This window comes from Bacillus mycoides (assembly GCF_018742245.1).
GTDB classification, from domain to species: domain Bacteria; phylum Bacillota; class Bacilli; order Bacillales; family Bacillaceae_G; genus Bacillus_A; species Bacillus_A cereus_U.
On sequence record NZ_CP036132.1, the window covers coordinates 4,131,248 to 4,150,147 of the forward strand.

Consider the following 18,900-nt stretch of genomic DNA (forward strand, 5'->3'; position numbering starts at 1 on the left):
TACCTGCATTTCTTTTTGCGTTTGTTGCATAGCTGGCTGCTGTGTAATAGGTGCTGATTGATACGTAATCTCATCTTCATCTTCTATTCCGAGCGGGGTTGGTGTTGATGCAAACTCTTTTTGCTGTACCTCTTTTACATATTGTTTCGGGGGCGCTGAACCCGATCCAGTCTGTTGCTTCACATGAACGCTATTCGATGGCACTTTAATTTTCATCCCTGGCATAATTAGGTCTGGATTGCTAAGCTGTGTATTTGTTTTTTTTAGCGTCTCAAAATCCACTCCGTACTTTTTTGCAATTTTCCAAAGGGTCTCCCCTTTTTGCACGATATGAATTTTCAAATTTTCCCCCTCCTGTATAACTTATCTATAAGTAAAAAACACTTTGAAGTAACACTTTCTAAACAACATTAACTTCTTTTACTTTTATCACTTCTTCTATTTTCAATATGATTCGAAGTGGAATAAGCATAGAAAAATCGCAATGATTTCCTCAACACAATGTATGCCTCTTTCGTTCTTGTTATGATTATATGTACGAAAAAAAGCAACGGAAATTCCGCTGCTTTAAACACGCTCTAACATACGATTTAATGCAAGAACTGCCTCTTCTGTTACTTGTTTCTCCACACGAATAACGTTAATCTGTTCTCCTCTTTCTATGTTCTCAAGTGCCCATAATAGGTGAGGTAAGTCAATTCGGTTCATTGTTAAACAAGGACACATAAACGGATTTAGCGAAATAATTTCTTTATCAGGGTGTTGCTGAATAATTCGGTTCACTAAATTCATCTCTGTACCAATCGCCCACTTACTTCCCGCTGGAGCAGCCTCTATCATATCAATGATATATTTCGTTGATCCTGCATAATCAGAAGCGGCAACAACTTCATAACAACATTCAGGGTGAACAATAATATTCATATCCGGATGATTTTTTCGCACATTTTCAATATTTTTCACAGTGAAATTTTGATGAACAGAACAATGGCCTTTCCATAAAATCACTTGAATTTCTTCTATATCTCCATCATACTCTAATGAATCTGTATGCGGGTTCCACACTGCCATTTTTTCTAACGGAATACCTAAATCATACGCTGTATTTCTTCCTAAATGTTGATCTGGTAAAAAGACGAGACGCTCTTTTTGTGTAAACGCCCAAGACACCATTTGTTTTGCATTAGAAGAGGTTACTGTTGCCCCTCCATTACGACCGCAAAACGCTTTGATCGCAGCTGTTGAATTTACATACGTTAACGGAATCATCGTATCCCCAAATAATTTCGTGAGCTCTTTCCACGCTCTTTCTGTTTGTTCAATATCTGCCATATCTGCCATAGAACAGCCGGCACGCATATCTGGTAAGATGACAATTTGATCATCTGTCGTTAACATATCTGCCGTTTCTGCCATAAAGTGCACACCACAAAACACAATATATTTTGCCTCTTTATTACTCGCTGCAACTTGCGCGAGTTGAAGTGAGTCCCCTGCTGCATCTGAAAATTGCACCACTTCATCTTTTTGATAATGATGTCCTGGAATAAATAGTAATGCCCCCATTTTCTCTTTAATTTCACGGACACGCTCTTCCATCTCTAATGTAGACATCGTTTGATAACGCTCTGGTAACATTACTTCAATTGGCTGAACTTTCTCTAAAATACCCATTTATGATTCTCCCCCTCTAAACCACTCTCACTAGGCCTCAATATTAAAACTAATATCAAGTGCTTTCACTGAATGTGTTAACGCTCCAAGTGAAATATAATCTACCCCTGTTTTTCCGTATTTTGATAAATCTTCAATTGTAATACCACCTGAAGCCTCCGTAACGATGGCACTTGGTACAATTTTTGAAAACTCACGAATCTCTTCTGGCGTACGATTATCGAACATAATAACATCTGCGCCGGCCTCTATCGCTTCTCTCACTTGCGCCTCTGTCTCTGTTTCGACTTCTACTTTCACCATATGTCCCAATCTTTCTTTCACCGATGTAACAGCTTTTGTAATCGAGCCAGCAAAAGCAATATGATTATCTTTAATCATGACACCATCATATAAACCGAATCTGTGGTTAAATCCACCCCCGCACACTACCGCATATTTATCAAACATACGTAGTCCTGGCATCGTTTTTCTCGTATCACAAATGCGTGTATGACTGCTATCTAAAGCCAAAACCGCCTTACGTGTCATCGTCGCTATCCCGCTCATGCGCTGGATAACGTTTAATATAACGCGCTCTGCCGTTAATAATGATGCGATTGGACCTTGCACAGTTGCAATTATTTCTCCTTTTTCTACAAGATCCCCATCTTTTTTATGAAGCTCAACTTCAATTCTCTGATCAATTAATTTAAATCCTTCTTCAATTACTAAGCGTCCTACAAAAACCCCTGTATCCTTTACAAGAAACGTTCCTTTCGCAAGTGCATTATCGGGAAAGATAAGCTGAGATGTTACATCTCCTTCTCCTATATCTTCTAGAAAAAATCGATTTAATGCTTCCTTAACTTTTAACGTATTCATAAAACCCCTCTTCCCCTTATTAAACAAGTTGTAGTTTTCTTCTCACTCGAATAATCTCTTTTTTTACTCTATTTCTTTCTGGATAATCAATGCGATAATGACCACCAATACTTTCTTCCCTTTGCAAAGCTGATACTGTTATAAGCTCACAAACTGTTAACATATTAATAAGCGTTATCTCTTCATTTGTCAGTGCATCGTATTGTAAGATCATATTTCGCACACCGTACCTACTAAACCATCTCTGAGCATATGATAATTTTTTCTCAGTTCGCACAATCCCAACATGCTTCATCATGTATTCTTTTATTTCTTCTTTCAACGGTAAATCATTAAGAGCTATAAAACTTTTCCCTCTCTCTTCCGTCACATTTTTTCTTTCCTCTGCTGGTTTAGCTAAAATGTGTTTTCCTATTCGCCTTCCAAACACAAGACCTTCTAATAATGAATTACTCGCCAATCTATTCGCACCATGAACTCCATTACACGCCACTTCACCGACCGCATATAAGTTGGGAATGGACGTCTCTCCGTCACAATCTGTCTTCACGCCGCCCATATGAAAATGAGCACCCGGTACGACTGGAATAAGGTTCCCTTTTAAATCAACGCCATTCTTTGTACATAATGATGAGACGGTCGGAAAACGTTGTTCAAAGTTTTGAATGGTTTCGATGTTTAAGTACACTGTTTCACCCGCAAGAAGTTGTTCATGAATAGCCCTTGCCACTACATCACGCGGTGCGAGATCTTTCCCGGGATGTATATCCATCATAAAACGCTGTCCTTTTGCATTTATAAGGACAGCTCCTTCACCACGGACTGCTTCAGAAACGAGACCACAACATCGCCCGTCCACGTATAACATTGTCGGATGAAATTGTACAAATTCTAAATCAACAAGTTCTCCCCCAGCTCGATATATCATCGCAAGTCCATCGCCTGTAATTGTCTCATCATTCGATGTAAAGGCGTACAAACCACCAATTCCTCCTGATGCTAACACCGTATTATCAGCATAGTAACGCTTCAACTTCCCTTCACTATTTCGCGTTAAAGCTCCTATGCATTTATTATTTTCTATAATAAAATCGAGCACCATTTCATGCTCAACGACAGTAACATTCGGAACTACTTCTTGTATTAAATGCTCTAATAGATTTTTACCAGTTGCATCTCCTCCTGCATGTAAAATACGCCGTTTTCGATGCGCTCCTTCTTTACCAAGGTGGAGCCCTTTTTCATCCCCATCAAATTTCATTCCATTTGTAATAAGCTTACTTATTTCTTTCGGCCCCTCTTCAACTAAATAACGAACTGCTTCTTCGTTGTTATAATGGCAACCTGCCACTAATGTATCTTCAAAATGCCCACTCGGATCGTCATATGTAGCAACAGCTGCTGCAATTCCTCCTTGAGCTAAATGTGTATTGTTATTACGTCCTGTTTTTTTTGTGATAATTATCACATTCTTTTCGTGACAAAGCTCTTTCGCAACACGAAGCGCTGCAACACCGCTTCCGATAATCAAGACATCTGCACTTGGCATAATTGTTGCCTCCTACTTTACACTTTTCAACTGTCTTGACACCTATATTTACATAGTTTTAAAATAATGACAAGAGTTTTTTTACAATTCTTATTTTCACTACCATTCTAAAAACGAAAACAAATGTCACTCTTACTGAAGAGAGGAAATTACATGATGATATATCTAGATTATGCAGCGACAACACCTATGAGCGAAGAATCTTTAGAAACATATATAGCAGCGGCAAAAACATATTTCGGAAATGAACAAAGTTTACACGATATCGGCGGAAGCGCATCATCTTTATTACAAGTTTGTAGAGAAACATTTGCAGAAATGATTGGGGGTAAGGAACAAGGTGTATTCTTTACAAGCGGCGGTTCAGAATCTAACTACCTTGCGATTCAATCCCTTCTAAATGCTAGAAATGGAAAGCACATTATTACGACACCTATGGAACACGCATCGATTCGAAGTTATTTTCACTCCTTACAATCGCAAGGTTATACGATTACTGAGATTCCTGTTGATAAAAGTGGGATAATTCATTTAGTAGATTTAGAAGCAGCTATTACGGAAAATACTGTTCTAGCAAGTATACAGCACGGAAACTCTGAAATAGGAACTGTTCAAAACATTGCAGAGATCGGAGCACTTTTAAAAAAATATAATGTTTTATTTCATTCGGATTGTGTTCAAACGTTTGGTAAACTTCCAATAGACGTTATAGCGATGGAGATTGATAGTCTCTCTGTTTCAGCCCATAAAATATACGGACCAAAAGGAGTTGGAGCTTGCTATATAAATCCGCAAGTTCGCTGGGAACAAATATTCCCTGGAACTTCTCATGAAAAAGGCTTTCGCCCTGGTACAGTGAACGTTCCTGGAATCGCTGCTTTTTTAACAGCCGCAGAGCATATATTAAAGAATCAAAAGGAAGAGAGCGTTCGTTTTAAACAATTACGATCTTATTTTTTAGGGCAATTACAAACACTTCCTCTAGAAATTGAAGTGAAAGGACATTCTACTTCTTGTTTACCACATATTATTGGGGTTACAATAAAAGGAATAGAAGGTCAGTATACAATGTTAGAATGTAACCGTCATGGTATAGCCATTTCAACTGGAAGTGCTTGCCAAGTCGGTAAACAAGACCCTTCAAAAACAATGCTTGCAATTGGAAAAACGTATGAAGAGGCAAAACAATATGTCCGCTTTTCTTTCGGACATCAAACAACGAAAGAACAAATTGATACAACTATTCATGCACTACACACAATTGGAAATCAATTTTATAGAGGTGTTAAATCATAATGAAACAAAACGATCAAAAAAAGATTTTAGGCGAAGAAAGACGACAACTCATCCTCGAGTGGCTTCTTGCTGCAAATGAACCGTTATCGGGGAATGAGCTATCTAAAAAGACAAACGTAAGTAGGCAAGTTATCGTTCAAGACATTTCCTTACTAAAAGCACGAAATGAACCAATTATTGCAACTGCACAAGGGTATTTATATTTAAAACCACAAACAAGACAACAAGCTTTTGAACGCGTAATCGTATGCCAACATAAACCGGCAGAAGTACGTCAAGAACTTACCATGTTAGTTGACCACGGCGTTACGATTAAAGACGTAAAAGTTGAGCATCCTGTATACGGCGACTTAACAGCATCGATTATGGTAAGTAATCGCTTTGATGTAGAGCAATATTTACAAAAAATCGAAAACACAAACGCTTCCTATCTTTCGCAACTAACAGACGGTATTCACTTACATACAATTGAAGCAGATTCTAAGGAGAAATTAGATGCGGCTTGTGATGCACTAGATAAAGCTGGATTTCTCGTTTATTAATGTAAAGCACAGAGGTTTTCATCATTCTCTGTGCTTTTATTTTGTAGATGATATAATATTGTAAACAATTGTAAAGGAGTATTAAATATGGGAATTGAACTCGTTCACTTTAGCACCGGTAAACCGAAACAAATGAAATATAACGAAGATAAAGAAATGATAACAGGTATATGTAAAGAACTTACAGAAGAGGCTTTTCTCTCAAAAGATGGATTCCTTGGTGATGATGTAGCGGATTTAAAACATCACGGTGGACCTGACCGCGCTGTCTGTGTTTATCCATATGAACATTACGCACTATGGGAAGAAGAATTTCAAACAACACTTCCAGCTTCCACATTTGGTGAAAACATTACAGTAACAAATATGTTAGAGCGTGACGTATGCATCGGAGATACATATCAACTAGGCGAAGCAATCATTCAAGTAACACAAGCTCGCGTACCTTGTAGTACAATTTCAAAACGTCTTGGCATTCCTGGCATTTTGCCACGCATTGTAGCAACTGGATATACTGGCTATTTATGCCGCGTTCTTCAAGAAGGTACTGTACGTAAAGATTCTAAAATCACATTACTAGAGCGTCCATCAAACAATGTATCTGTTTTGTTCTCTAACGAAATTTATTTTCATAATAGAAAAGATAAAGATGGCATTGAGAAGATTCTTGCTGTCCCAGAACTAGCTGATGTTTGGCGTGGTCAATTAGAAGATCGTCTTTCGAAGTTAAAATAACAAATCCCACCTTTTGCAGGTGGGATTTTATTAATCTATCATTATACTAGTAAATGAAATTATATCGACCGCTTCTTTAATTATATCGGCGATTTTCAAAATATATCAGCGATTCGACATGAAATATCGACTTATCGACAAATACCGATACCTTCACTTCTTACAACCAATAAGAAGAATAGCTCCCCAAAACAGTAACAGAAAAGCCAAGTGCTTCAAGTTCCATCATTACGCCTGGCAATAATACGTCATCATATGCTTTATCTACGTCGATTAAGAAAAAGTAATTTCCAAGACCTGTTTTCATCGGGCGAGATTCGATTTTTGATAAGTTTAATTTTCTCCATGCGAAAGCTGATAACACTTGATACAGCGCTCCTGCATAATCCGCAGGTAACGTTATCATAAGCGTCGTTTTCTCACCTCGATTTTCTCCGTTGTTTGGGAGTACTGCTTTCTTTTTCTTATGCAGAACAAGGAAACGCGTATGATTGTTTTTATGCGTATGAATGTCACGCCTTACAATTGTTAATCCGTACTTTTCTGCCGCTGCTTCATTTGCAATGGCGGCAACTTTTTCTGCAGGATGTTCTTTCACATATTGCGCAGCAGCGCTTGTTGATGTCATATCTCGAACAGTTACGCCTTTTAATTCCTCATTTAAAAATTTATGGCACTGTGCAATGGCATGCGGATGAGAATGTACAGCGTATACTTCTTTCCACACTTCTTCGTACTGCGGGTGTACGAGTAAATGTTGCTGAATTGGCACTGTAATTTCTCCTACAATGGAAAGTGGCTGCTCATGTACGAGATAATCAACCGTTATATTAACTGAACCTTCTATGGCGTTCTCTAACGGTACGACCGCATAATCTACATTTTCATTTGCAGCTGCATCAATACAATCCGGAATCGTTCGATACGGTACATGCTCTGCTTCCGGAAAAAAACGACTCACCGCCATATTTGTAAATGTCGCTTCTGGTCCTAAATATCCTACTCGAATCATCGTCTTTTCCCTCTTTTTCGTTTTCTTACTGTTATACCATACTTTTTTATATTCTTCTATGAGAATTTCGAATATTAAAAAAAAGACTAGCATTCGCTAGTCTAAATGTTTCTTGTATTCTCTTTGAGCGAAGAAGAAATAGATGATACATGCAGCAATGTAAAACAGAATAAACAAGCCCACTTTTCTTAATGATCCGTCCATAAAAAGAGTATTATGAAACGTATATAACGCAACTGCACTATGCATACTCCCTACTATAATAGGTGCAAAAAATAGCATACATAATTGCCAACGAGAAATTTTCCACACTTCTTCCTTCGTCATTCCAAGTTTAGAGAGCGCACCATACTGTTTACGATCCGATGCAATATTATGAAACCATTTAAAATATACGATACTACATGATGTAAGGAAGAATAATATACTAATGAATGAGCCGACAAATAGAGTAATATCGCCGAACTCTTTCATATTCACATATAACTCCATATTACTTCGAAATGCATCATTATTATCTTGTTTCATATGTTTCCGTAAATCTTCATTTAATTTCTTCGTATTTTCAATATTTGGTAATGTGTAGCCTCTATATATCATTTTTTCAGAATCCGGAATTTTATTTGCTACACTGTCAAAATCTTCATCATTCATGACAAAAAACAGACCATTAATGCGCGCGGGATGATAGTTAAATTGCACCCCTTCTTTCTGACCGTTAAATGCGAATTGATACGTTTGATTCATTACTTGCAATTGAATCTCTTTTTGATTATATAAATTCGGATGATTGCGTTTATTATAATAAACAAGTGTAACTGTTCCTTTTTTAGGATGATACGTTTTCTGTTTTTGTTTTCTCGCCTCTTGATTGTATTCACTTTCCTTTATAAGCGGCGCGACTTCTGTTTCTCCCTTATTAGACTGAAAGGATGCATGCAATCCAACAAAACTCATAGATTGAAAATCATCATACCCATATTGATGCAGTAAATTTTCAACCGCACCATCCTCAAAGACTTCATGGGAAGAAACACCTTTTTCTATATATGAAAATGAGTGTGTGCCCCCATCCCGCCACATATCTTGCATACTAGAAAAATACAAGAATACCGTACCTGTCGCCGTAACTACAAACGTCGTTGCCATGGACATTAGAAAGAAAAAGCGACCATTTTCCTTCATTCGATGTGACAATTGATTTACTATAAATAAATACGGATATGTATATATAATCTTTTTATTTCGTTTTATCACTTCTAACAATTGGCTAACACCATGTGTAAAAGAAAAATACGTTCCAAAAAAGATAAGTATAGACACAGGGAAAAAGTATAACGCTATCGTTGGCATCGTCACTTGTAGCGCTAGCGCATATCCCGTTCCTAAACAAGCAAAACCGAATAAACAAAGCCACTTTGATGTTTTCTTCTCTTTTTTATCTGTTCGAAATTCTTTCAATAACCGAATGATTTGTATATTCCATATACGTAAAGCACTTATAAAAGATAACAGAATAAAAACGACCATATATGTAACAAACGTTACACCAATCGCTCTCACGTCAAATATGACAGGGAGTTCTTTCGGAAGACGAAGTAACATACTAAACACCATAAAAAAGAGTTTCAAAAAGATCATGCCAATCCCAATACCGAAAATATTAGCAAAAATTCCAATCAATATTTGCTCGGTCATAATCACTCCTATTACGTTAGACTTCTTCGCTCCCATTAACATATATAATCCTAATTCTTTCTTACGTGCTTCTATGAAAATAGAAGTAGAGTACAAAATAAATATAACGAAAAAAGAAATAATTATAACGTTACATACGATAAGTCCCCAGCGTACGTTTTGATACCACATCGTCTCTTGCATATACGGATGTACAATGACAGACATGTATGCATAAGAAGCAAATATGGCAAAACAACTACTTAAGAAAAACACTTTATAATTACGCCAATTTCCCTTTATATTTTGCAGCGCTAGTTGCCGAATGTTCATCTATCGTCCTCCTGTAACTTACTACACACGTAAAAAGCTAGAGGTTTCCCTAGCTTTTTACGTGTTTTAAATATCCTCTTTGAGCGATCATAAAGTAAATGGCAGAAGCTAAAATATATGCACCTATTACAATCGCACCTGATTTCCATAAATCGATATAAAGCATTTTCCCTAACGTATGAAGAGCAAATCCACTATGAATTGTACCGATTAAAATTGGGATAAAGAAGATAACACCCATTTGTCGAATTGCAATTTTACGAATTTCTTTATCTGTCATACCAATTCTTTTTAATGACTTAAATTGAATACGATCTTGTTCTTTATCATTAAACCATTTAAAGTATGTCATGCTACAAGCGAAGAAGAAGAACAGTACTGCTACGAAGAAACCGATGAACATTGTAATCGCTCCGGATTCTCTTATATCTTTATAAGCAAACACTGAATTTTTCAGTTCTCCTTGCTTTTCTGGCGCAATTTCCTTTTTTAAATCTAGCACAAGATTTTCGGTACTTTTCCAATCTTCAATATAATAACCATAATATTTCGTCTTTTCTCCATCTGGTACGAGCTTTGCATATTTCTCAAAATCTAGATCATTCACAATAAGATATTCGTCATCATTAAACACAGAATATGAAGTTGGTTCATTTAACTGAACAGGCTGTTTTTGTCCATTAATTGTAATTTCATATGGCTTCGTACGATCTATCTTCACTAGATCATTTGTCATATCACTCATGATCATCGTCGCACTACCTGGTGCATTATGAACTTCTCTAACTTCTTCCCTTTTTTGTTTGCGTACTTCCGCATTATATTCTTTCTCTGAAACAATCGCTGTTGGCACTTCATGTTCACTGTTAAAAAACGTTATTTTCTGCGTAGCAGGTAGTTTTACGTAGGTTATTTTTCTTGCATCTTCAAACCCATTCTTTTTTAATAATCCTTGTACTTTCTCCTCGTTAATAATGGTATGCGTATTTATACCCTTTTCTTCATATGAAATAGCATGGGGCGTAAGGTCTACCGTTTTCGCACTCATATTTTCAAAATATACATAAAGCGTACCAACCGCTGAAGAAACAACTGCTGTAATGATAGAAATGACAAATAGAAAACGAGCGTTATCTTTCATTTTATAAATAAGATTGCTAAGGACAAACATATTTGGATACGTATAAAAAGATTGTTTTCTTTTTTGCAATGCTTTTAATACGACTGTACTACCTTGTGTAAATAATAAATACGTTCCGCCAATTGTCAGTCCTACAATTGGTAAGAAATACATAATAAAATTCATAATTGTTACTTGGAAACAAAGTATATACGCCGCAATAATACAGCCTATACCGGCTACACCTAACCATGTAAATGCAAAAGGCTCTACTTTTTGTTTTCTTGCCTCTCTTAATAAATCAATAATTTGCAAGCGGCCTACTGTCCAAACACTAAACAATGATAGTATTAAAAAGAGGATAAAGTATATGCCAGCTGTAATAAGAACTGCTTTTCCATTCCACACAAGCGGCAGTGTTTTATCAATTTCCAGTAAGACACTGAGTGCTTGGAAGAAAAGTTTTGAACAAAGCATTCCAATCCCAATACCTACTACAATTGCAATACTACCTAACATCAGTTGCTCTAATATAATCATTCGGCCGAGCTGAGACTTCGTTCCACCTATTAATGTTAATAAACCGAATTCTTTTTTTCTTGCTCGTAAAAACGTTGAATTCGCATATAAAATAAAGAGTGCTGAGAAGATGACTACAATATAATTCATCGATTCTAATCCTTTTGAAATCATCGTCTTCATACTAATATTACCGCTTACGACATCTGGATGATAAATGAAGGAAGCATACATGAAAAATACGACAATCGATAAACAACTACTAATAAGGAACGCTTTATAATTACGCCAATTTCCTTTTACATTGTTAAGCGCGAGCTGGCGAAAGTTCATGATATTCCCCCCCTAGCATCGCAAGTACGTCCAAAATTTCTTGGAAAAAGGCTTGTTTCGTTCTTCCTTTATGTATTTCTGAGAAGATCTCTCCATCACGTATGAAGAGGATACGTTCACAATAACTAGCCGCTACCGGATCATGCGTTACCATTGCAATCGTTACTTTCTTTTGCTCATGTAAATCTTGAAGTGCTCCCATTAATGATTTCGCTGACTTAGAATCTAAGTTTCCCGTTGGCTCATCCGCTAAAATTAATGTTGGTTCATGAATAATCGCCCTTGCAGCAGCTGCACGTTGTTGCTGTCCTCCTGATACTTCGTATACTTTTTTATTTAAAATTTCTTCGATGTTTAAAAACCTCGCAATTTCAAGTACTTTCGCATCAATTTCTTTTACAGATTTCTTCGCCATTACAAGCGGCAAAATAATATTTTCTTTAATGGATAACGTATCCAGTAAGTTGAAATCTTGGAAAATGAATCCTAGATGTGTACGGCGAAATTCCGCCAATTTTGCAGCACGCATTTGATTAATTTCTTCACCATTTACAAGCACATGACCTGAAGTTTGCTTATCAATTGTCGCTAATAAATTTAAAAGCGTTGTTTTTCCGCTTCCTGAAGGCCCCATAATTCCTACAAATTCGCCTTCTTCAATTTTAAAATTTATATCATTTAAAGCAGTCGTCGCTACTGAACCTTTTGATTGATACACCTTTGTTAACCCTTTTACTTCAAGAACACTCATTTCTAATCCCCCTATGTGTTTTCTTCTTACATTTACTATAAGAAAAATAAGAAAAAGAAACGAGTGATTTCCCTTACAAAACCATTTGTTATCTTACAATTTTGTCATTTTTCTCATTAATGCATGATATTCTTCATCTTTTGCAAATTGGAACGTAACTGTTGTTCCTTCCCCTTCAGTTGATTGTACATACACTCCATGATGTAAATTACCGCAGATTTCCTTCGTAATATATAAACCCATCCCTGTCGCTTCCCTTGTTTTACGGCCGTTTATTCCCGTAAAGAACGGATCAAATATACGCTTTACATCTTGCTCTGGAATACCAATTCCATTATCCCTAATATGCAGTAATACGTTTTGATCCTTCTCTTCAATTTGAAATTGAATTTCTTTTTTCTCTGCTTCTGAAATTTTTGTATACTTAATTGCATTCACAACAATTTGGCTCATAGCGATACTAAGCCACTTTCTATCAGACGCAATCATACAAGTCTCTTCTTCAAACATCATTTTCGGAAATACAGAAGATTGAATGAACGACTTTCGATTTTCATTAATAATATCTCGAATGACCTCTATAACATTTACTACTTCTACTTTATAATCTTTCGAAAACTGATCTAACCTTGCCATATGTAACGCTAAATCTAACCCATTTAAAATACGGTTATTTTCTTCACGAATACTTTCAATCGTTCCCCTTGCTTCACGGTGTTCCTTACCATATTTCTGTAACAATAATTCAATAACGGATACTGGTGTTTTCATTTGATGGATCCATTGATTCATGAAAATCATTTGCTGTTGCTCTTTTGCATGCTGTTTATGAACTTCATTCATATATTGCTGCCTTAATAGCGTAAACGCTTCAACAACCAGTTCTTGCTCTGACGTATAAGAAGTATCGATAAGTAAAGAGTCATGTAATGTATGTCCACCGGCAATATACTGTTCTATTCTCTTTAAAAACACACTTCGTTTTCGGTAATCGTAAATAAGGTATACACTAAACACAACTGTCCCTAATAACAGTCCGTATAACCATGTACTCCAGTCCAGCGAACGCTTTTCTAAAAGACTTTGTAACTGCAATACGAGCCCAAATAAACAAAGGCTTATAATGTAAGAAAGGATTAAGGAAAAACGGTCTATAAGGTAGCTTTTAACCTTCATGCCCTTCGCCCCACTCGGTAAGAAGAGCATAACCGTACCCACGCTTTGTGACAATTGCATTTTTAATGCCTAACTCCTCAAGTTTCTTCCTTACACGCTTTACATTCACAGTTAATGTATTATCATCAACAAAAGCTACTTCATCCCATAAAGCCTCTAACAGCTCTTCACGTGTTACATATTGGTTCGCTTGTTTCATTAAACATTCTAATAAATAAAATTCATTTTTTGTAAGTTCAGTTTGTTGCCCTTTCCACTCTACTGTGTGCTGTGATGGGAATAATAACAATCCATTAACACCTAAACAGTCACTTTCCGCGGCCAAAGCATACTCACCATACCCACGGCGAAGTGCACTCTTCACCTTTGCCATTACGATATCTAAATGAAACGGCTTTGTAATATAATCATCCCCGCCATTCTCAATCGCCATCACTTGATCCATTTCCCCTGTCCTTGCAGACACGAAAATAATTGGCGCATTCGATACAATGCGGATTTGGCGGCACCAGTAGAAGCCATCAAAGTATGGCAAATTAATATCAAGTAACACAAGATGAGGACTTACTTTTACAAACTCATCTTTTATATGACGTAAATCGCTTACTCTGAAAGATTGATATCCATACCTTTCTAAATGCTCCTCTAATATTTCTGCAATTTTTTCATCATCTTCTACAATTAATATTTTATACATGTTCCTTTTCTCCCCATAAAATATTCTTCTAAAATCACTCCTTTTTCTATTATAAATTGAAACTTTAATCAATGGGGATTTTTTCCTATATCGACTTATAGTTCGCCTATACGAATCGGATCTTTACTGAACTCAAATAGTGAAAAAAAAAGACCGCCATATTTCGGCAGTCTTAATCGATAAATTCAAATTGATATTCAAGAATTTTTACAATATCTCCGTCTGTTGCACCACGTGCACGAAGGGCTTCATCGATACCCATTCCACGCATTTGACGAGCAAATCGGCGTACAGATTCATCACGTGAGAAGTCTGTCATCTTGAATGTTTTCTCAATGTCATAACCAGAAATAACAAATGTACCATCACTTTCGCGTGTAATTTCAAAATTAGATTCAGATTCAAATTTGTACATTACACTTGCTTCAGATTCTTCTACATCATCGTACATTGGGAATTCTGGTGTTGTTTCTAATAAGTTCGCTACTTCAAATAGTAAGTCACGAACACCTTGTTTCGTTACAGCTGAGATTGGGAAAATTTTCACTTCGTCTCCCAATTTCTCTTTAAATGCTTGTAAGTTTTCTTCTGCATCTGGCATATCCATTTTGTTTGCAACAACAACTTGTGGACGCTCAGTTAAACGCATATTGTATTCTTTTAGTTCATTATTGATTGTGACATAATCTTCATATGGCTCACGTCCTTCTAAACCAGACATATCGATAACGTGCACAATTACACGTGTACGTTCGATATGACGTAAGAATTGGTGTCCAAGTCCAACGCCGGAGTGTGCGCCTTCAATTAGTCCAGGAAGGTCAGCCATAACGAAGCTGCGGTTATCACCAGTTTCAACAACACCAAGATTCGGAACGATTGTTGTAAAGTGATATTCTGCAATTTTCGGACGCGCTGATGATACAACAGATAATAATGTAGATTTACCTACACTTGGGAATCCAACAAGTCCAACATCTGCTAGCACTTTAAGTTCTAGCGTGACATCACGTTCTTGACCTGGTTCCCCGTTCTCAGCGATTTCTGGCGCTGGGTTCGTCGCTGTTGCGAAACGTGAGTTACCACGGCCACCACGGCCACCTCTTGCGATTACAGCTGTTTGTTCATGCGTTACTAAATCGGCAAGAATTTCACCTGTTTTTTCATCTTTCACTATTGTTCCTGGTGGAACCTTTACGATTAAATCTTCAGATTTACGACCGTGCTGCCCTTTACTCATTCCGTGCTGACCGCGATCAGCTTTGAAATGACGTTGGTAGCGGAAGTCCATTAATGTACGTAAGCCTTCCTCAACAACAAAAACAACATCTGCACCTTTACCACCGTCGCCACCTGCTGGGCCACCTTTAGGTACATACTTCTCACGACGATACGCAACCATTCCGTTACCACCGTCGCCGCCTTTTACATATATCTTGACCTGATCTACAAACATTATTTCACCACACTTTTTTCGATTAGTTGTAATATAACTGAGACTTCTTCGTCTCGTACTGTATAAGAAATGGAATACCATTTATTGTTTTGGTTCGCAAGCCACGTTTGTAGTTCTTCTACATTCGTTAGCTTTCCACGAAAATCAAAAAAGAAACGAGCATTCTCCGCGTCACATTCAATTGTGATACAAACATAATTTTCAACATATACGTCTAAACTATGCTGAAGCATTAAGAAAAACTGATTCGTCCATGTACATACAGTCTCATCTAGATGAGATAAGCTATGTAATTTCCCTAATACTTCGTACTCCAATAAGCACGGTTGCTGTTTCCAATTATATGTTAAAATCCACTCTGAAAATAAAGGCATTGATAGCCCCATCAGATTGGATTCTTGTCTCGCTTCTTGGACAAAACGATCGATGAGCATATGAATCTCTTCCACTTTTCCAAGGGAAAGATTTCCTTTAACCATCTGCAAACGATTAAGCCAATCATGTCTTGAGTGGCTCAACGCATCTATAATTGTCCATTTTTCATTCATTTAGATACCCCTTAATATAGAAAAACTCTAACCTGCACTCAGGTTAGAGTTTTCCGTGAGTTCTTATGCTTCTTGAGCAACAGGATATACGCTCACTTGTTTGCGGTCACGACCAAGACGCTCAAAGCGTACTACGCCGTCAACTTTCGCGTATAAAGTGTCATCGCCACCACGACCAACGTTAACACCTGGATAAATTTTTGTACCGCGTTGACGGTAAAGAATTGAACCACCTGAAACCGTTTGACCATCTGCGCGTTTAGCACCAAGACGTTTTGACTGAGAGTCACGACCGTTCTTTGTACTACCTACACCTTTCTTAGATGCGAAAAACTGAAGATCTAATCTTAACATACGTTACACCTCCTGCACTTTTTCTATTAAACGGATATACTTTCCGTAATCAAGTTCAATCGTCTTAAGTGAAACAACCAATCCTTCTAAAAGTATTTGTGCTTTTTCTGCTGCATGAACGTCTAAATCATTAGGCAATTCATACGTCAAGAATCCGCCATCACTTCCGAGTTCAATAGTTGCCTGCACATTACAAAGTTCTTCCACTGCATTTATAGAACCAAACACAACCGCTGTAGTTCCAGCACAGACAAGATCTTGTCCATGTGGCGCATAATTGGCATGTCCAGTCATTTTAAATGATTGGATACTTCCTAGTTTCGTGCGACTTATCGTAATCTTAATCATCTTAACCAGAATTAAGCGTTGATAGCTTCAACTACTAGCTTAGTGTAAGGTTGACGATGACCTTGTTTCTTACGATTGTTCTTTTTCGCTTTGTATTTGAAAACGATGATTTTCTTAGCGCGACCTTGTTTTTCAACTTTCGCAGTAACTGTTGCACCTTCTACAACTGGGCTACCAACTTTCACGTTTTCGCCACCAACGAAAAGAACTTTGTCAAAAGTAACAGTTTCACCAGCTTCAACATCTAATTTTTCAATGTAGATTGCTTGACCAGCTTCAACTTTAATTTGTTTTCCACCTGTTTCGATAATTGCGTACATACTTGCACCTCCTCTTAATTACTAAGACTCGCCAAAAACGAGGTAGACATAAAATGTCTTTAGGGAACCTGTCTTGTGCGGTTGTAGCATATAGCAGTTTAGGTGCTATAAACTATAACATAAAAATATTACCATGACTCATTGACTATTGTCAATGAATGTTCTGCTAACTATTTTTTCCGTTCTACAATTTCTTTCTTACTTCCAAAACGGATAATAGCGTACTTTTCGATAATATCATCTTTGAAATAAATTTCAAATGGAATATTTTTTTGTAATTCTTTTTGTGAAAAATGTTTTTGCAAAATTTTTGGTGCAGCGATTAATACTGCTTCATCTTCTATATTGCCATATGTAATTAACTCTCTCTCTAGCTCATATGCAATTGTTTCATAAGACATAACATACCCCGTCGCTTTACAAGGTACACATTCTTCTAATAATACGTCACGTAACGAATGTTTCTTACGTTTTCGCGTCATCTCTAAAATACCTAGCTCTGTAAACCCAAGCACTCTTGTATATGTACGATCATCTTGCATAGCAGCTATGAGGCGTTCTCTTACCTTCTCTTTATCTTCCCGTCTTTTCATATTAATAAAATCAATTAATATCATCCCGCCAATATCACGAAGTCTTAATTGACGAGCAATCTCTTCAGCAGCCATTTCATTTGTGCGAAATACGGTATCTTGTAAATTTTGTTTTCCAGTAAATTTACCTGTATTCACATCAATTACAGTCATCGTCTCCATTTGTTCTACAATTAGATAGGCACCATTTGGTAGCCACACAATTTGTTGAAGTGCTTTCTCGATTTCACGATCTATTCCAAAATGGTTAAACATCGAAGATTTTTCATTATAAAAGGATACTCTTTCTTTCCCTACTTTTTCTTCTAATTCTTTTACTATACTTCTCGTATCTACAACTATTTTTTCAATTGTTTCAATTGGGTTCTCCTGAAATACACGATCTAAAAACGTCGCTGGTTGATGAAGTAGTAAGGGCGCCTTCCCTTGATTTTCTTTTCTTTTTAACTCTTCATATAACTTCTGCAACCCTTGCATTTCAGCTTGTATTTCATCGATCGTTCCTTTTTCAGAAGCAGAACGGAAAATGTATCCACCCGTTCCTTCTACTTCAATTCCCAGTAACTGTTGTCTTCTTTTATTATTTTTTATTTTCCGAGAAACAGCGCGCATGTCATCATACGGCATGTAAACGACATATTTTCCGGTAAATTCTACCTTCGCCGTTAATTTTGGCCCCTTCGTATCAATTGCCTCTTTCACAACTTGTACAAGTATCGCCTGCCCTTCATGTATGCGATATGAAGATGGTACATCATCAAACGAAAGATATGCATGTTTTTCTAATCCGATATTTACAAAGGCTGCGTTCATTCCAGCAATTGTTCTTACGATACGCCCAACATAAATATGTCCGACAATCTCCTGCTCTTCATTCCGTTTCCATAAAAGCTCGACAATTTTTTGTTTCTCTTCTATCGCAACACGCTTTTCCGAACCAGTGTAGTTAATATATAACGTCTTCAAAATTATTTCCTCACTTTTCACTTCTTTTCCTTACAAT

The 18,900-nt window shown here is 36.9% G+C and carries 18 protein-coding genes, 1 pseudogene and 1 other annotated feature; of the genes and pseudogenes, 3 read left to right on the plus strand and 16 right to left on the minus strand.

All coding sequences use genetic code 11. The features are described from left to right. Window positions 1-185: 185 nt before the first annotated feature. From safA to nadB, 4 genes and pseudogenes are all read right to left on the minus strand, one after another. Window positions 186-342, minus strand: a pseudogene (gene safA, locus EXW56_RS28130) (SafA/ExsA family spore coat assembly protein); the annotation flags it as partial. Between the two features lie 225 nt (window positions 343-567). Continuing rightward, the gene (gene nadA, locus EXW56_RS21190; RefSeq protein WP_002199273.1) at window positions 568-1,674 is read right to left on the minus strand and encodes a quinolinate synthase NadA; all 1,107 of its coding nucleotides are present in this window, start codon (window positions 1,672-1,674) and stop codon (window positions 568-570) included. A gap of 30 nt (window positions 1,675-1,704) precedes the next feature. Next, complete coding sequence (nadC, locus tag EXW56_RS21195; protein ID WP_215557502.1) at window positions 1,705-2,538, minus strand: carboxylating nicotinate-nucleotide diphosphorylase; 834 nt, start codon at window positions 2,536-2,538, stop codon at window positions 1,705-1,707. Window positions 2,539-2,557: 19 nt separating this feature from the next. Beyond that, complete coding sequence (gene nadB / locus EXW56_RS21200; RefSeq protein WP_215596919.1) at window positions 2,558-4,087, minus strand: L-aspartate oxidase; 1,530 nt, start codon at window positions 4,085-4,087, stop codon at window positions 2,558-2,560. A gap of 153 nt (window positions 4,088-4,240) precedes the next feature. On the opposite strand from nadB, the gene EXW56_RS21205 reads away from it, so the two are divergent. From EXW56_RS21205 to EXW56_RS21215, 3 genes are all read left to right on the plus strand, one after another. Continuing rightward, window positions 4,241-5,383, plus strand: coding sequence for an IscS subfamily cysteine desulfurase (locus EXW56_RS21205; RefSeq protein WP_215557504.1), 1,143 nt, complete (start codon window positions 4,241-4,243; stop codon window positions 5,381-5,383). Next, window positions 5,383-5,925, plus strand: coding sequence for a transcription repressor NadR (locus EXW56_RS21210; protein ID WP_002112027.1), 543 nt, complete (start codon window positions 5,383-5,385; stop codon window positions 5,923-5,925). Before EXW56_RS21205 ends, EXW56_RS21210 begins: the two co-directional genes overlap by 1 nt. Window positions 5,926-6,012: 87 nt before the next feature. Then, window positions 6,013-6,660, plus strand: coding sequence for an MOSC domain-containing protein (locus EXW56_RS21215; RefSeq protein WP_215557505.1), 648 nt, complete (start codon window positions 6,013-6,015; stop codon window positions 6,658-6,660). A gap of 160 nt (window positions 6,661-6,820) precedes the next feature. Here EXW56_RS21215 and pheA read toward each other — a convergent pair whose 3' ends face one another. From pheA to EXW56_RS21275, 12 genes are all read right to left on the minus strand, one after another. Continuing rightward, window positions 6,821-7,672: a prephenate dehydratase gene (pheA, locus tag EXW56_RS21220; RefSeq protein ID WP_002112030.1), complete on the minus strand. Its 852-nt coding sequence runs from the start codon at window positions 7,670-7,672 to the stop codon at window positions 6,821-6,823. Between the two features lie 96 nt (window positions 7,673-7,768). After that, window positions 7,769-9,682, minus strand: a complete 1,914-nt coding sequence (locus tag EXW56_RS21225) for an ABC transporter permease (RefSeq protein WP_199659374.1) — start codon at window positions 9,680-9,682, stop codon at window positions 7,769-7,771. Between the two features lie 49 nt (window positions 9,683-9,731). Further along, a complete protein-coding gene (locus tag EXW56_RS21230) occupies window positions 9,732-11,654 on the minus strand; it encodes an ABC transporter permease (protein WP_002112032.1) in 1,923 nt (640 codons plus the stop codon). Then, on the minus strand, window positions 11,629-12,405 hold the full coding sequence (locus EXW56_RS21235; protein WP_002015381.1) for an ABC transporter ATP-binding protein: 777 nt from the start codon (window positions 12,403-12,405) through the stop codon (window positions 11,629-11,631). Before EXW56_RS21235 ends, EXW56_RS21230 begins: the two co-directional genes overlap by 26 nt. A 93-nt stretch (window positions 12,406-12,498) precedes the next feature. Further along, entirely contained in the window at window positions 12,499-13,581 is a 1,083-nt protein-coding gene (locus EXW56_RS21240) for a HAMP domain-containing histidine kinase (protein ID WP_070139978.1), read from the minus strand. Then, window positions 13,571-14,278 (minus strand): response regulator transcription factor, encoded by a 708-nt coding sequence (locus EXW56_RS21245; RefSeq protein ID WP_002112034.1) that lies wholly within the window; start codon window positions 14,276-14,278, stop codon window positions 13,571-13,573. The genes EXW56_RS21240 and EXW56_RS21245 overlap by 11 nt, the downstream gene beginning before the upstream one ends. 172 nt (window positions 14,279-14,450) lie before the next feature. Beyond that, window positions 14,451-15,734 carry a GTPase ObgE gene (gene obgE, locus EXW56_RS21250; RefSeq protein ID WP_002015378.1) on the minus strand — a complete coding sequence of 428 codons (1,284 nt, stop codon included), beginning with the start codon at window positions 15,732-15,734 and terminating at the stop codon, window positions 14,451-14,453. Continuing rightward, the gene (locus EXW56_RS21255; protein WP_215557506.1) at window positions 15,734-16,282 is read right to left on the minus strand and encodes a Spo0B C-terminal domain-containing protein; all 549 of its coding nucleotides are present in this window, start codon (window positions 16,280-16,282) and stop codon (window positions 15,734-15,736) included. Before EXW56_RS21255 ends, obgE begins: the two co-directional genes overlap by 1 nt. Window positions 16,283-16,345: 63 nt before the next feature. Further along, window positions 16,346-16,636, minus strand: a complete 291-nt coding sequence (rpmA, locus tag EXW56_RS21260) for a 50S ribosomal protein L27 (protein ID WP_000944957.1) — start codon at window positions 16,634-16,636, stop codon at window positions 16,346-16,348. Window positions 16,637-16,639: 3 nt separating this feature from the next. After that, the gene (locus EXW56_RS21265; protein WP_002112038.1) at window positions 16,640-16,984 is read right to left on the minus strand and encodes a ribosomal-processing cysteine protease Prp; all 345 of its coding nucleotides are present in this window, start codon (window positions 16,982-16,984) and stop codon (window positions 16,640-16,642) included. 11 nt (window positions 16,985-16,995) lie between these two features. Then, window positions 16,996-17,304 (minus strand): 50S ribosomal protein L21, encoded by a 309-nt coding sequence (rplU, locus tag EXW56_RS21270; RefSeq protein WP_000270907.1) that lies wholly within the window; start codon window positions 17,302-17,304, stop codon window positions 16,996-16,998. Between the two features lie 14 nt (window positions 17,305-17,318). Beyond that, window positions 17,319-17,397 (minus strand) — a sequence feature (ribosomal protein L21 leader region). Window positions 17,398-17,474: 77 nt separating this feature from the next. Next, complete coding sequence (locus EXW56_RS21275) at window positions 17,475-18,863, minus strand: Rne/Rng family ribonuclease (RefSeq protein ID WP_215596920.1); 1,389 nt, start codon at window positions 18,861-18,863, stop codon at window positions 17,475-17,477. Between the last annotated feature and the right edge of the window lie 37 nt (window positions 18,864-18,900).